12 protein-coding genes and 2 tRNA genes are annotated in these 14,773 nt (G+C 68.7%); 2 read left to right on the top strand and 12 right to left on the bottom strand.

Translation table 11 applies throughout. The features are described from left to right. Positions 1-2: 2 nt before the first annotated feature. The 7 genes from mreD to ACWD35_RS29875 form a co-directional block, all read right to left on the bottom strand. Positions 3-680, bottom strand: a complete 678-nt coding sequence (gene mreD / locus ACWD35_RS29905; RefSeq protein ID WP_451354438.1) for a rod shape-determining protein MreD — start codon at positions 678-680, stop codon at positions 3-5. A gap of 14 nt (positions 681-694) precedes the next feature. Continuing rightward, positions 695-1,633 carry a rod shape-determining protein MreC gene (gene mreC, locus ACWD35_RS29900; protein ID WP_451354437.1) on the bottom strand — a complete coding sequence of 313 codons (939 nt, stop codon included), beginning with the start codon at positions 1,631-1,633 and terminating at the stop codon, positions 695-697. Positions 1,634-1,808: 175 nt separating this feature from the next. Beyond that, positions 1,809-2,828, bottom strand: coding sequence for a rod shape-determining protein (locus ACWD35_RS29895; protein WP_451354548.1), 1,020 nt, complete (start codon positions 2,826-2,828; stop codon positions 1,809-1,811). A 328-nt stretch (positions 2,829-3,156) separates the two neighbouring features. After that, positions 3,157-3,570, bottom strand: a complete 414-nt coding sequence (gene ndk, locus ACWD35_RS29890) for a nucleoside-diphosphate kinase (protein WP_451354436.1) — start codon at positions 3,568-3,570, stop codon at positions 3,157-3,159. Between the two features lie 64 nt (positions 3,571-3,634). After that, the gene (locus tag ACWD35_RS29885; RefSeq protein ID WP_451354435.1) at positions 3,635-4,006 is read right to left on the bottom strand and encodes a DUF4233 domain-containing protein; all 372 of its coding nucleotides are present in this window, start codon (positions 4,004-4,006) and stop codon (positions 3,635-3,637) included. Between the two features lie 10 nt (positions 4,007-4,016). Further along, positions 4,017-5,474, bottom strand: coding sequence for a bifunctional tetrahydrofolate synthase/dihydrofolate synthase (gene folC, locus ACWD35_RS29880; RefSeq protein WP_451354547.1), 1,458 nt, complete (start codon positions 5,472-5,474; stop codon positions 4,017-4,019). 169 nt (positions 5,475-5,643) lie between these two features. Beyond that, positions 5,644-8,268 (bottom strand): valine--tRNA ligase, encoded by a 2,625-nt coding sequence (locus tag ACWD35_RS29875; protein WP_451354434.1) that lies wholly within the window; start codon positions 8,266-8,268, stop codon positions 5,644-5,646. Positions 8,269-8,405: 137 nt separating this feature from the next. On the opposite strand from ACWD35_RS29875, the gene ACWD35_RS29870 reads away from it, so the two are divergent. Beyond that, positions 8,406-9,383 (top strand): hypothetical protein, encoded by a 978-nt coding sequence (locus ACWD35_RS29870; protein ID WP_451354433.1) that lies wholly within the window; start codon positions 8,406-8,408, stop codon positions 9,381-9,383. Between the two features lie 226 nt (positions 9,384-9,609). Here ACWD35_RS29870 and clpX read toward each other — a convergent pair whose 3' ends face one another. From clpX to ACWD35_RS29845, 5 genes are all read right to left on the bottom strand, one after another. Further along, a complete protein-coding gene (gene clpX, locus ACWD35_RS29865) occupies positions 9,610-10,896 on the bottom strand; it encodes an ATP-dependent Clp protease ATP-binding subunit ClpX (RefSeq protein ID WP_451354432.1) in 1,287 nt (428 codons plus the stop codon). A 171-nt stretch (positions 10,897-11,067) separates the two neighbouring features. Further along, positions 11,068-11,733, bottom strand: coding sequence for an ATP-dependent Clp protease proteolytic subunit (locus ACWD35_RS29860; RefSeq protein ID WP_451354431.1), 666 nt, complete (start codon positions 11,731-11,733; stop codon positions 11,068-11,070). 76 nt (positions 11,734-11,809) lie between these two features. Continuing rightward, complete coding sequence (locus ACWD35_RS29855) at positions 11,810-12,415, bottom strand: ATP-dependent Clp protease proteolytic subunit (RefSeq protein WP_451354546.1); 606 nt, start codon at positions 12,413-12,415, stop codon at positions 11,810-11,812. A 283-nt stretch (positions 12,416-12,698) separates the two neighbouring features. Then, the gene (gene tig, locus ACWD35_RS29850) at positions 12,699-14,078 is read right to left on the bottom strand and encodes a trigger factor (RefSeq protein ID WP_451354430.1); all 1,380 of its coding nucleotides are present in this window, start codon (positions 14,076-14,078) and stop codon (positions 12,699-12,701) included. Positions 14,079-14,256: 178 nt separating this feature from the next. Further along, positions 14,257-14,333: transfer RNA gene (locus ACWD35_RS29845), tRNA-Pro, on the bottom strand. Positions 14,334-14,496: 163 nt separating this feature from the next. Here ACWD35_RS29845 and ACWD35_RS29840 point away from each other — a divergent pair. Further along, positions 14,497-14,567: transfer RNA gene (locus ACWD35_RS29840), tRNA-Gly, on the top strand. Positions 14,568-14,773 lie beyond the last annotated feature (206 nt).

Raw genomic sequence — 14,773 nt, 5'->3', positions numbered from 1 at the left:
GTTCACAGCCGCTTGACCCCCTTGATGCGGCCGACCCGGGCCGAGCGGGTGCGGGCCTTGGCCTTCAGCGCGCCGAGGCCGCCGCGCTGGGAGCCGATGCGCAGGCCGGTGCCGGAGGACTGCCAGCCCGAGGAGATGTCACCCGCCTTGGCGGCGGGGCCGGTCTCGGCCAGCGGGTTGTTGTCGGCGCGGCGGGCCAGCCACATGATCGCGGGGACCACGAACGGGGCGAGCAGCAGGTCGTACAGGGCGGCCGAGAACAGCAGGCCGGTCAGGCCGACATGGCGGGCGGCGGTGTCGCCGACGAGGGTGCCGACGCCCAGGTAGAGCAGGGTGGAGCCGATCGCGGCGGCGACCACGACGGCCATCGGGCCGGTCGCCGACTTCAGGCGGCCGTTCTCCGGTCTGATGAGCCCGGCGCCGTAGCCGATGACGCACAGCACGAGCGCGTAGCGGCCGGCCGCGTGGTCGGCGGGCGGGGCGAGGTCGGCGATGAGGCCCGCGCCGAAGCCGACGAGGGCGCCGCCGACGTGGCCGTACACCATGGCGAGGCCGAGGACGGTGAGCAGCAGCAGGTCGGGCACGGCGCCCGGCAGATGCAGCCGGGCGAGGACGCTGACCTGCACCACGAGGGCGACGACGACCAGCGCGGAGGAGAGCAGGATCCGGTTGAGGCGCATGAGGTGAAGAGCTCCTACTGCTGCTGTCCGTCGGCGGGTGCGTCGGCCGAGGGGGTGACCGTGACGGTCACCGTCGGCGTCGGGATCGGCTTGGGCTGGGCCGGGAGCACGGTGTCCCGCGGGTCCTTCTTCGGCGCCTCGACGACCACGCCGACGATGTCGAGCTTGGTGAAGCCGACGTACGGCGTGACGTAGAGGGTGCGGGTGAGGCCGCCGCCGGAGGGGTCGACTCGGGAGACCACACCGACCGGGACGCCGGGCACGAAGGGCTTGTCCGCCTCGGAGCCGAAGGTGACGAGCCGGTCGCCCTTCTTCACCTCGGCCTTGGCGTTGAGGAGTTCGACGCGCAGCGGGCGGTCGCCCTGCCCGGAGGCGAAGCCGAGTTCGTCGCTGCCCTCCAAGCGGGTGCCGACGGTGAAGTCGGGGTCGTTGGCGAGGAGCACGGTGGAGGTGTTCGGGCCGACGGTGGTGACGCGGCCGACCAGCCCGTCGCCGTTGAGTACGGTCATGTCGCGCTTGATGCCGTCGTCGGCGCCGGCGTCGATGGTGATGGTCCAGGAGAAGCCCTGCGCCGACCCTATGGCGATGACCTGGGCGCCCTTGATGCCGTACTGGCCCTCGCCCGAGATCTTCAGCATCTTGTCGAGCTGCTTGAGGCGGCTGCGGTTGCGGTCGTCGCTGCCGAGCTTCGCCTTGAGGGCCGCGTTCTCCTTCTCCAGCGCGGCAAGCCGGTTGTGGCGGCTGCCGGAGTCACGGATGGCGGAGACGGCGTTGCCGACCGGCTCGACCGCCGATGACAGCCCGTTCTCGATCGGGCCGAACACCGCGGCGGCGGCCTGCCGGGCACCGTCGACAGGGGAGTTCCGGCCCCCTCGGATGTCCACCGTGATCAGCGCGAACGCGATGGCGATCAGCAGGACCAGGAGCAGCCGGCTCTCTTTCGTGTCCCTCACGTGCGGCGGCCGTGCCCTTCCTCAAGTAGGAATTCGGGGACCCCCCGACGGTGCCGTCGGTGAAGCATCAACCCATGGGGTCCATTTGTGGGAGCTTATGCCTCTATATCAACGTCTACATCAACGATCCGCCGCACGAGAGGAGAACGTCTCGTACGGCGGAATCGGCGTCACGTCACCGGCGCGGCTGGGCGTCCAGGACCTGCTGGAGCGCCTCGAACTCCTCGACGCACTTTCCGGAGCCGAGCGCCACGCTGTCCAGCGGGTCCTCGGCGATGTGGATCGGCATGCCGGTCTCCCGCCGCAGGCGCTCGTCCAGGCCGCGCAGCAGCGCCCCGCCGCCGGTCAGAACGATTCCTCTGTCCATGATGTCGCCGGACAGCTCCGGCGGGCACTTGTCGAGCGTCGTCTTCACGGCGTCGACGATCGCGTTGACCGGCTCCTCGATCGCCTTGCGGACTTCGGCGGCCGAGATGACGACGGTCTTCGGCAGTCCGGACACCAGGTCCCGGCCACGGATTTCGGTGTGCTCGTCGGAGTCGAGGTCGTACGCCGAACCGATCGTGATCTTGATCTGCTCGGCCGTCCGCTCACCCAGCAGAAGGCTGTACTCCTTCTTGATGTGCTGGATGATCGCGTTGTCCAGTTCGTCGCCCGCGACACGGATGGACTGGGCGGTGACGATGCCGCCGAGCGAGATGACCGCGACCTCCGTGGTGCCGCCGCCGATGTCCACCACCATGTTGCCCGTGGCCTCGTGGACCGGCAGCCCGGAGCCGATGGCGGCGGCCATGGGCTCCTCGATGATGTGCACCTGGCGGGCGCCGGCCTGGGTGGACGCCTCGATGACGGCGCGGCGCTCGACGCCCGTGATGCCCGAGGGCACACAGACGACCACGCGCGGCCGGGCGAGATAGCGCCGCTTGTGGATCTTCAGGATGAAGTAGCGGAGCATCCGCTCGGTGATCTCGAAGTCGGCGATCACGCCGTCCTTCAGTGGACGCACGGCGACGATGTTGCCCGGCGTCCGGCCGATCATCTTCTTCGCTTCGGCACCGACCGCGAGGATGCCACCAGTGTTGGTGTTGATCGCGACCACGGACGGCTCGTTGAGTACGATCCCGCGACCCCTGACGTACACCAGCGTGTTGGCGGTCCCGAGGTCGACAGCCATGTCACGGCCGATGAACGACATTGAGTTCCCCATCAGGATTCGTCTGGCCTTCCCACGAGCTTTTGAGGGCTTTTCAGGTTGGCGAGGTGGGTGCTGTGACGTGAAGGCTTCCATGGTAGACGCGCCTGCACGGACACTGCGCGAGGGTCTTCGCCATTGTCAGCAGATGACGAGCCGCCTCGCTTGTGGAGACGGTCCATCGGTGGCACGCGTTCCCCCGATCGGCAACGCATATGCCAAAGGACGGCCGAAAATGTACGGCCGTCCCTGGCGGCGGTCCCCCGAGGACCCCCGGCGGAGCTGATGCCCCGTCAGAAAATTTATCCGAATATCAGCGCGACGTCGCCGTTCAGGCACGGCCCGGGAAGAAGATCTTCACCTCGCGCTCGGCGGACTCCTCGGAGTCGGAGGCGTGGATCAGGTTCTCCCGGACGATGACGCCGAAGTCACCGCGGATGGAGCCGGGGACGGCGGCGATCGGGTCGGTGGGGCCGGCCAGCTGGCGCACGCCCTCGATGACCCGCTCGCCCTCCACGATCAGCGCGACGACCGGACCCGAGGCCATGAACTCGACCAGCGGCTCGTAGAAGGGCTTGCCGACGTGCTCGCCGTAGTGCTGCTCCAGCGTTCCCTGGTCCAGGGTGCGCAGCTCCAGCGCGGTGATCTGCCAGCCGGCCTTGCGCTCGATACGGCTGATGATCTCGCCGGTCAGGCCGCGACGGACGGCGTCGGGCTTGAGCAGGACGAGGGTGCGCTGGCTCACGGGGTGACTCCTTCTGACTGACGTGTGCGGTGGGACGAGGTTACAGGGCGTGTCCGGGAGCCCGTTACGCAGCGTCAGGTGCGGAGGAGCCCGCCGCCTCGGCCTCGGCCTGGGCGGCGAACCGGGCCTTGGCCTCGTCCACCTTCCTGCCGAAGTGCACCGACGCCCACCACAGCCCCGCGAACACCACGCCGAGGAAGAACATGGTCGGGACGGCGAAGCCGGAGGCGATCAGGCCGAGTTGCAGCACCCAGCCGAGGGCGACGCCGCCCGGCCGGGTCACCATGCCGCACAGCAGCACGGACAGCACCATGGCGATACCGCTGACCAGCCACACCATGGACACCGACAGGTCCGGGTCCTTCATGGCCACCAGACCGGCGAAGCCGATGACGAAGAACTCGCCGATCAGCGTCGATGAGCAGAGCACACGCACGACGGACCCCTCAGCCCTTTCCCAGAAGCAGGCGGGCCTCGCCCACCGTGATGACCGAGCCGGTGACCAGCACCCCGCCGCCCGCGAACTCGCCCTCCTCCTCGGCCAGCGTGATCGCGGCCTCCAGTGCGTCCGGCAGCCGCGGCTCGACCTGGACCCGCTCCTCGCCGAACACCTCGACGGCGATCGCGGCCAGCTCGTCCGCGTCCATGGCGCGGTCGCTGGAGTTCCGGGTGACGACGACCTCGGCGAAGATCGGCTCGAAGGCCTCCAGCACCTCCCGGACGTTCTTGTCGCCGCTCGCGCCGACCACGCCGATCAGCCGGCTGAAGTCGAAGGCCTCCTGCACCGCCTCCGCGGTCACCCGCGCGCCCGCCGGGTTGTGCGCGGCGTCCAGGATCACCGTGGGTGAGTGCCGTACGACCTCCATCCGGCCCGGCGAGGAGACGGTCGCGAAGGCCCTGCGGACGACGTCGATGTCCAGCGGCTCCGAGCGCTGCGCGCCGACGCCGAAGAACGCCTCGACGGCGGCGAGCGCCACGGCCGCGTTGTGCGCCTGGTGGGCGCCGTGCAGCGGCAGGTACACCTCGGGGTACTCGCCGCCGAGACCGCGCAGCGTGATCAGCTGCCCGCCGACGGCCACCTGCCGGGCGACGACCCCGAACTCCAGACCCTCCCGGGCCACGGTCGCGTCGACCTCGACCGCCTTCTTCAGCAGCACCTGCGCCGCCTCCACCGGCTGCTGCGCCAGGATGACGGTCGCGCCCTGCTTGATGATCCCGGCCTTCTCGGCGGCGATCTCCGCGTGCGACTCGCCGAGCCGGTCGGTGTGGTCCAGGTCGATCGGGGTGACCACGGCGACATCGGCGTCGATCACGTTGGTGGCGTCCCAGGAGCCGCCCATGCCCACCTCGACGACGGCGACGTCCACCGGCGCGTCCGCGAAGGCGGCGTACGCCATGCCGGTGAGCACCTCGAAGAAGGAGAGCCGGTACTCCTGGGAGGCGTCGACCATCTCGACGTACGGCTTGATGTCGTTGTACGCCTCGATGAACCGCTCGGCGGACATCGGAGCGCCGTCCAGGCTGATCCGCTCGGTGATCAACTGCACGTGCGGGCTGGTGTAGCGGCCGGTGCGCAGCTCGAAGGAGCCGAGCAGGGCCTCGATCATGCGGGCGGTGGAGGTCTTGCCGTTGGTGCCGGTGATGTGGAGGGAGGGGTACGAGCGCTGCGGCTCGCCCAGCAGGTCCGTCAGCGCAGCGATACGGCTGACCGACGGCTCCAGCTTGGTCTCGCCCCAGCGGGCCGCCAGCTCCGCCTCGACCTCGCGCAGGGCCTTGTCGACCTCGGGGTCTTCGGGGCGCCCGGGTACGTCGGCCTGCGGCAGGCCGCCCTGGGTACGCAGGGTGCGGCTGCCGGCCTCGATCACCGCGAGGTCGGGGTCGCGGGTGGCTTCGGCTTCGATCATCTCGTCGAAGCTGTCGAGGGGGTCTGGCTGGTCGTCGTGGTCGCTCACAGGGTCAGTCTACGGAGCGCGCGGGGGCTTGGCGGCGCCGGTCTGGGGTGGCTTCCGCACGGGCAAGCGAAAGGCCCCCGGTGCGTGACAGCTCCGGGGGCCTTCAGCAGCGTCGAACGACTTACGCCTGCGGCAGTCGGTCCAGCTGGGACTGGATGCGGGCGATGTCCTCGTCCGCCTTGGCCAGGCGCGTGCGGATCTTGTCGACCACCTGGTCCGGGGCCTTCGCGAGGAACGCCTCGTTGCCGAGCTTGGCCGTGGCCTGGGCCTTCTCCTTCTCGGCCGCCGCGAGGTCCTTCGCGAGGCGCTTGCGCTCCGCCGCGACGTCGATCGTGCCGGAGAGGTCCAGCGCCACCTCGGCGCCCGCGACCGGGAGGGTCGCCGTGGCCGTGAAGGACTCGCCCTCCGGCTGGAGGCGCAGCAGCTGGCGGATGGCCGCCTCGTGCGGGGCCAGCGCCGTACCGTCCAGCGTCAGGCGGGCCGGGACACGCTGGCCGGGCTGCAGGCCCTGGTCGGCGCGGAAACGGCGGACCTCGGTGATGACGGACTGGAGCGACTCGATCTCCCGCTCGGCGTCGGCGTCACGGAAGCCACTGTCCTTCGGCCAGTCGGCGATGACGAGCGACTCGCCGCCCGTCAGCGTCGTCCACAGGGTCTCCGTGACGAACGGGACCACAGGGTGCAGCAGCTTCAGGGTGACGTCGAGGACCTCGCCGAGGACCCGCTGGGAGACCTCGGCCGCCTCGCCGCCCGCCTGGAACGTCGTCTTGGACAGCTCGACGTACCAGTCGAAGACCTCGTCCCACGCGAAGTGGAAGAGGGCGTCGGAGAGCTTGGCGAACTGGAAGTCGTCGTAGTACGCGTCGACTTCGGCGATCACCGAGTTGAGCCGGGAGAGGATCCAGCGGTCCGTCGCCGACATCTTCGAGGCGTCGGGCAGCGGGCCTTCCACCGTCGCGCCGTTCATCAGCGCGAAGCGGGTCGCGTTCCAGATCTTGTTGGCGAAGTTACGGGAACCCTGGACCCAGTCCTCACCGATCGGGACGTCGACGCCGGGGTTGGCGCCGCGGGCGAGGGTGAAGCGGAGGGCGTCGGAGCCGTACTTGTCCATCCAGTCCAGCGGGTTGACCGCGTTGCCGAAGGACTTCGACATCTTCTTGCCGAACTGGTCGCGGACCATGCCGTGCAGGGCGATGGTGTGGAACGGCGGGGTGCCGTCCATCGCGTACAGGCCGAACATCATCATCCGGGCGACCCAGAAGAAGAGGATGTCGTAGCCGGTGACCAGGACGGAGTTCGGGTAGAACTTCGCGAGCGAGTCGGTCTGCTCGGGCCAGCCCAGGGTGGAGAAGGGCCACAGGCCGGAGGAGAACCAGGTGTCGAGGACGTCGGTGTCCTGGTGCCAGCCCTCGCCGGACGGCGGCTCCTCGTTCGGGCCGACGCAGACGACCTCGCCGTTCGGGCCGTACCAGACCGGGATGCGGTGGCCCCACCACAACTGCCGCGAGATGCACCAGTCGTGGAGGTTGTCGACCCAGTCGAAGTACCGCTTCTCCATCTCCTGCGGATGGATCTTGACCTTGCCGTCGCGGACGGCGTCACCGGCGGCCTTGGCCAGCGGGCCGACCTTGACCCACCACTGCATGGACAGGCGCGGCTCGATGGTGGTCTTGCAGCGCGAGCAGTGGCCGACGGAGTGGACGTACGGCCGCTTCTCGGTGACGATCCGGCCCTCGGCGCGCAGCGCGGCGACGATGGCGGAGCGGGCCTCCAGGCGGTCCAGGCCCTGGAAGGGGCCGTGGGCCGTGATGACCGCGTGCTCGTCCATGATCGTGATGGACGGCAGGTCGTGACGCTGGCCGATCTCGAAGTCGTTCGGGTCGTGGGCCGGGGTCACCTTGACGGCGCCGGTGCCGAACTCGGGGTCGACGTGGGTGTCGGCGACGACCGGGATGGAACGGTCGGTCAGCGGGAGCCTGATGAGCTTGCCGACGAGGTGCTTGTAGCGCTCGTCGTCCGGGTGGACGGCGACGGCGGTGTCGCCGAGCATCGTCTCGGCACGGGTGGTGGCGACGACGATGGCGTCGTCCCCCTCCCCGTACTTCATGGAGACCAGCTCGCCGTCGTCGTCCTGGTACTCGACCTCGATGTCCGAGATCGCCGTCAGACAGCGGGGGCACCAGTTGATGATGCGCTCGGCGCGGTAGATCAGCTCGTCGTCGTAGAGCCGCTTGAAGATGGTCTGGACGGCCTGGGAGAGGCCCTCGTCCATCGTGAAGCGCTCGCGCGACCAGGCGACGCCGTCACCCAGACGGCGCATCTGCCCGCTGATCTGGCCGCCGGACTCGGCCTTCCACTGCCAGACGCGCTCGACGAAGGCCTCGCGACCCAGGTCGTGCCGGGACTTGCCTTCCTTGCCCAGCTCGCGCTCGACGACGTTCTGGGTGGCGATGCCGGCGTGGTCCATGCCGGGCTGCCACAGGGTCTCGTAGCCCTGCATGCGCTTACGGCGGGTCAGGGCGTCGATGAGCGTGTGCTCGAAGGCGTGGCCCAGGTGGAGGCTGCCGGTGACGTTGGGCGGCGGGATGACGACGGTGTACGGCGGCTTGTCGCTCTTCGCGTCCGCCTCGAAGTAACCGCGCTCTACCCAGCGCTCGTACAGCGGCCCCTCTACATCGGCCGGCGCGTACTGGGTCGGCAGTTCGTTGTCGGGCGCGGGTGGCTGCTGCTGAGCGTTCTCGGTCACGGGGGCCAGTTTAGGGGTGTCACGGGGTGGTCCCGAAACGCGTTTGTTCTGTAACGGTGCCGCCCCCGGTGGCGTGGGGTTCCCGGGCTTGGTCCAGGATGTCTGGAACACATAAGCATCTGGAGGGGAACCCAGAAATGAGCTACAACCAGCCGGGCCCGTACGGCGGGCCGCCCCAGCAGCCGGGTCCGTACGGCCAGCCGGGGCAGCCGGGTCCGTACGGCCAGCCGGGCCCCTACGGCCAGCAGCCGCAGGCGCCCCAGCCCGGCTACGGCTACCCCCAGCAGGCCCCTCCGGCCCAGCAGCCCGGCTACGGCTACCCGCAGCAGGGCGGCATGCCCCCGCAGCCGAACCCCTACGGCCAGCAGGCCCCTTACGGCCAGCAGCCCTACGGCATGGCGCAGCCGCCGGCCCCGGCCGGTGGCAAGAAGAAGACGGGCCTGATCATCGGCGCGGTGGCCGTGGTGGCCGCCGTGGCGGTGGGCGCGGCCTTGCTGCTCAACGGCGGCAGCGGCAGCAGCGGCGTGGCGGACGATGGCCCGCACAAGCTGACGGCTCCGGAGACGGTGATCAACGGCACCTACACGAAGGATGCGAACTCGGGGTCCGGCAGCGAGGTCACCTCGTCCGACCTCAAGGACTTCGAGAAGGCCGGCGTCAAGAACCCGCAGGGTGCCGGCGGCACCTACAAGAACGGCAAGGGGCTCACCGCGAAGGGATTCACCTTCAGCGGTGTCTACGGCACGATCGACGATCCCGAAGCGGTCCTGGACGCCGTGTTCGCCAAGGCCAAGACAGAGTCCGAAAAGGACCAGAGCGACTCGGACCTGAAGGGCAAACTGCTCGGCAGCCCCGAGACGGTCAACCCGTCGGGCTTCTCCGGCGGCATCATGAAGTGCCAGGTGATTCAGCTCGACAACACCAGCTCCTCGTCGTCGTCCAGCGGAGCGGCGAAGACGGTCAAGGTGCCGGTCTGCATCTGGGCCGACCACAGCACGATCGCCCGGGTGACGGCGTTCAGCGTCGCCATGCTTGCCTCCGGTGACGGCGGCACGATCAACGACACGGCGGACCTGGCGGCCAAGCTGCGCAACGACGTCCGCGTCAAGGCTTGACGTTCCCTGTCACAGCACTGCCTCAATGCTGAAGGCGACTCGGTGACGACACCGAGTCGCCTTCGCTTTCGTCAGGTTCGGGTGCACGCCTCCTGCGCAACACCGGCGCGCTCCACACGCACCCTGGCTAGCGCTTGCCGGTGACGCCACGACGAGCCGGTCACCCGTAGGCCGATATGCCGGTGGGCAGACACCCAAGGGTGCCTGCCCACCAACTTCGAGATGCTCAGGCCGTCTTCTGCTCGCCCGTCCCCCGCCCCCGCGCGTCACGCGGGATCAGGGTCGGGTTCACGTTCGAGTGGACGACGTCTGCCGTGATGACGACTCGGGCCACGTCCTTGCGGGACGGGACCTCGTACATCACGGACATGAGGACTTCCTCCATGATGGCGCGCAGGCCGCGGGCGCCGGTCTGGCGGAGGATGGCCTGGTCGGCGATGGCCTCCAGGGCCTCGCGCTCGAAGTCCAGTTCCACGCCGTCGAGTTCGAAGAGGCGCTGGTACTGCTTGACGAGCGCGTTGCGGGGCTCGACCAGGATCTGGAGGAGGGCCTCGCGGTCGAGGTTGTGGACCGAGGTGATGACCGGCAGACGGCCGATGAACTCGGGGATCATGCCGAACTTGACCAGGTCCTCCGGCATGACGTCCTCGAAGACGTCCTTGGACGCCAGCTCGCGCTTGGAGCGGATCGTGGCACCGAAGCCGATGCCCTTCGCACCCGCGCGCGCCTCGATGATCTTCTCCAGGCCGGCGAAGGCACCGCCCACGATGAACAGCACGTTCGTCGTGTCGATCTGGATGAACTCCTGGTGCGGGTGCTTGCGGCCGCCCTGCGGCGGGACCGAGGCCGTCGTCCCTTCGAGGATCTTCAGCAGCGCCTGCTGGACGCCCTCGCCGGAGACGTCCCGGGTGATCGACGGGTTCTCGCTCTTGCGGGCCACCTTGTCGATCTCGTCGATGTAGATGATGCCCGTCTCGGCCTTCTTGACGTCGTAGTCCGCCGCCTGGATGAGCTTCAGGAGGATGTTCTCGACGTCCTCGCCGACATAGCCCGCCTCCGTGAGAGCGGTCGCGTCGGCGATGGCGAAGGGCACGTTCAGCATGCGCGCCAGGGTCTGCGCGAGGAGGGTCTTGCCGGAGCCCGTCGGGCCGAGCAGGAGGATGTTGGACTTCGCCAACTCGATCCCGTCGTCACGGCCGTTGGCGCCGCTGTTCTCGCCCGCCTGGACCCGCTTGTAGTGGTTGTAGACGGCGACGGAGAGCGCCTTCTTGGCCGCTTCCTGGCCGACGACGTACCCCTCCAGGAACTCGTAGATCTCGCGGGGCTTGGGGAGTTCCTCCCAGCGCACCTCGCTCGTCTCGGCGAGTTCCTCCTCGATGATCTCGTTGCAGAGATCGATGCACTCGTCGCAGATGTACACACCGGGCCCTGCGATGAGCTTCTTGACCTGCTTCTGGCTCTTGCCGCAGAACGAGCACTTGAGCAGATCGCCGCCGTCACCGATGCGTGCCACGGTGTGCTTCCCCTTCGCCTGGGAGACGCCCGGACGCTTTCGAGTCCAGCGGCTCCTGGTGCTGCCTTATGTCCGACGGTACCTTGCCGGGCCCGGTGTTCGGGCCCCCCTTGGCACGGTTCACTTTGACGTGCGCCACGCCAAGGGGGGCACAGAATATGCCGTTCCGGGTCAGCGGACCGATGCGTTGTTCATCTTCCGGGTGGAAATGATCTGGTCGACGATGCCGTACTCCAGCGCCTCCTCGGCCGTGAGGATCTTGTCGCGCTCGATGTCCTCGCGGACCTTCTCGATCGGCCGGCCGGTGTGCTTGGACAGCATGTCCTCCAGCTGCGTCCGCATCCGGGTGAACTCGTTGGCGATGATCTCCAGGTCGGAGAGCTGGCCGCGGCCGGTGGAGCCGGCCGGCTGGTGGATCAGCACGCGGGAGTTCGGCAGCGCCATGCGCTTGCCGGGCGTACCGGCGGCGAGCAGGATGGCCGCGGCGGAGGCCGCCTGGCCCATGCACACCGTCTGGATGTCGGGCTTCACGAACTGCATCGTGTCGTAGATCGCCGTCAGGGCGGTCATGTCGCCGCCCGGGCTGTTGATGTAGATCGAGATGTCCCGGTCGGGGTCCATCGACTCCAGGCACAGCAGCTGCGCCATGACGTCGTTGGCGGAGGCGTCGTCGATCTGGACGCCGAGGAAGATCACGCGCTCCTCGAAGAGCTTCGCGTACGGGTCGTACTCGCGGATGCCCTGGGAGGTGCGCTCGACGAAGCGCGGGATGACGTAGCGGCTCTCGGGGCGGGGCCCTTCGTACATGCCGCTGGCGGCGCCGGGGAAGTTGCTCATGGGGTGTTCACCGTCCTGGTGGCGTTCTGGGAGCTGGGGTCGTGGCGGTGCCTGGCGCGGCCGGGCCGGTCAGGCATCAGGCACCGGTGCCGCCGCCTCCCGGAACACCCGAGGCGTGCGTGATGATCTCGTCAATGAGACCGTACTCCTTGGCCTCTGCCGGGGTGAACCAGCGGTCGCGGTCACCGTCGCGGATGATCGTCTCGACGGTCTGGCCGGAGTGCTGCGCGGTCAGCTCGGACATGCGCACCTTGGTGCGCATCAGGTACTCGGCCTGGATCCTGATGTCCGAGACGGTGCCGCCGAGGCCCGCGGAGCCCTGGTGCATCATGATGTCGGCGTGCGGCAGCGCGAAGCGCTTGCCCGGTGCACCGCCGGTGAGCAGGAACTGGCCCATCGAGGCCGCCATGCCCATGGCGATCGTGACCACGTCGTTCGGGATGTACTGCATGGTGTCGTAGATCGCCATGCCGGCCGTCACCGAGCCGCCGGGGCTGTTGATGTAGAGGTAGATGTCCTTGTCGGGGTCGGCGGCAAGGAGGAGCAGCTGCGCGGTGATCTTGTTCGCGATGTCGTCGTCGACCTGCTGACCGAGGAAGATGATCCGCTCGTTGAGCAGCCGGTTGTAGACCTGGTCGCCGAGGCCACCACCGATGGAAGGCTCGCCGGCGGCGGAGGGCATCAGATTCGTCACGTATCCACCTGCTCGTCTTACGACGGCGCCGGGCCGTCTCACGTGTTCCCTGCGGGGTCCTGCCGGGGGCTTCAGGAGACTCCCCTGCCCCCGTATTCATGGACCCTAACGCGCAGGTCCCTTCGGGGAATCCCGGAGATGGGGGTGTTCGCCGGGGGCGTAGAGGCTCTGCCTGGGGCATAACGGCTGCGCCGGGGCCGGATGTGGCGAACGGGCCCCTGGGAAAGTCCCCAGGGGCCCGTGTACGTCGTCAGAGGTACCGTACGGCCGCTCAGGCCTCCGGCTGCTCCTCGGCGGCCTCGGCGGCCTCGACCGTCTCGATGGCGGCCTCGGCCTCGTCCTCGTCGTCCAGGTCGATGACCTCGCCGTTGGTGTCCTTCACCGTGGCGGCCTCGACCACGACGGCCAGGGCCTTGCCGCGGGCGACCTCGCCGACGAGGAGCGGCACCTGGCCACCCTCGACGACGGCCTGGGCGAACTGGTCGGGGGACATGCCGGAGGAGGCCGCACGCCGCATGAGGTGCTCGGTGAGCTCCTCCTGGTTGACGTTGAGCTGCTCCTTCTTGACCAGCTCGTCCAGGACGAACTGGGTCTTGATGCCCTTGACCGCGGCCTCGCGGGTCTCGGTGTCGAACTCCTCGGCGGTCTTGCCCTGGATCTCCAGGTACTTGTCGAGGGTCAGACCCATCTGGCCGAGCTGGTGGTGCTCCAGGTTGTGCTTGCGGGTGTTGATCTCGTCCTCGAGCAGCTTCTCGGGGACCGGGACCTCGACCAGCTCGAGGAGCTTCTCCAGGACGCGCTCCTGGGCCTGCGTGGCCTGGTCGAACTGCTTCATGTTGGCCAGGCGCTTGCGGCTGTCGGCCTTCAGCTCGTCCAGGGTGTCGAACTCGGAGGCGAGCTGCGCGAACTCGTCGTCCAGCTCCGGCAGCTCACGCGCGGCGACCTGGGTGACCTTGACGGTGACCTCGGCCTCCTTGCCCGCGGCGGAGCCGCCCTTCAGCTCGGAGGTGAAGGTGGCCTCGCCACCGGCCTCCAGGCCCTTCACGGCGTCGTCGATGCCGTCCAGCAGCTCACCGGAGCCGATGGTGTAGGAGACGCCGTTGGCGACGCCGTCCTCGAGGACCTCGCCGTCGACCTTGGCCTCCAGGTCGATGGTGACGACGTCGCCGTCCTCGGCAGCACGCTCGACCGGGGAGGTGGAGGCGAAGCGCTCGCGCAGCTGCTCGACCGACTTCTCGACGTCCTCGTCGGTGACCTCGACGGCGTCGACCTCGACCTCGATGCCGGAGTAGTCCGGGATCTCGATGGCCGGGCGGACGTCGACCTCGGCGGTGAAGTTCAGCGTCTCGCCGTCCTTCAGCTCGGTGATGTCGACCTCGGGCTGGCCCAGCGGGCTCAGCTCGGCCTCGTTGACCGCTTCGGTGTAGAACTTCGGGAGCGCGTCGTTGACGGCCTCCTCGAGGACCGCACCGCGGCCGAACCGCTGGTCGATGACGCGGGCCGGGATCTTGCCCTTACGGAAGCCCTTCACCGTGACCTGCTGGTTGATCTTCTGGTACGCCGCGTCGAGGCTGTCCTTGAGCTCCTCGAAGGGCACCTCGACAGTGAGCCGAACCCGGGTCGGGTTCAGGGTCTCCACGGCGCTCTTCACGGTTCGGTCTCCTTGTGGCTGACTTCTCGGGTTCCGCCGGGACCTGACAGGCCCGGCCGATTTAGCCGCCCGGAGGAGTTCGTAGGCCCTGGGGCCGGGACACACGGGCGCGCAGTCTGCATAGTAACCGCAGCCGCGGGACGCCCCAAAAGGCGATCATCACAGCGACGTGAGCCGGTGGTCGGGGTGGCGGGATTTGAACCCACGGCCTTCCGCTCCCAAAGCGGACGCGCTACCAAGCTGCGCCACACCCCGTCTGGTGCGAGACGTAGGGTACATGGCCCGGCCGGGTACGGCGGCCGCTTTATCCGGTGCATGTGCGCGTGGCATCGCCGCAGAACAACACGTTGGCCTCCACGGCGGGCGACCCGCTACGATGCACTCCAGTGCCGCAGTCACCGACCTGCGGCTCACTGCTGCGGGCGTAGCTCAATGGTAGAGCCCTAGTCTTCCAAACTAGCTACGCGGGTTCGATTCCCGTCGCCCGCTCTGTACGCCGAAGGCCCAGGCGAGAGGTCGTTTTCCTCTCCCTGGGCCTTCAGTCGTTCCCGGGGCCGTTCAGCCCTCCGTGTCCCCCCTGTGCTGATAGATCAGCGCCGCTGTCGGCGGCGGCTGAACCGTGACCCAGTTTGGGCGGGTCAAAAGTGACCCAGGTGTCTTCTGTTTCGTGTGTTCAGCAGTCGTTGTCTTGGGTG

Source organism: Streptomyces sp. NPDC002671, from assembly GCF_053592475.1.
This window is presented reverse-complemented; position numbering and strand designations above follow the sequence as displayed.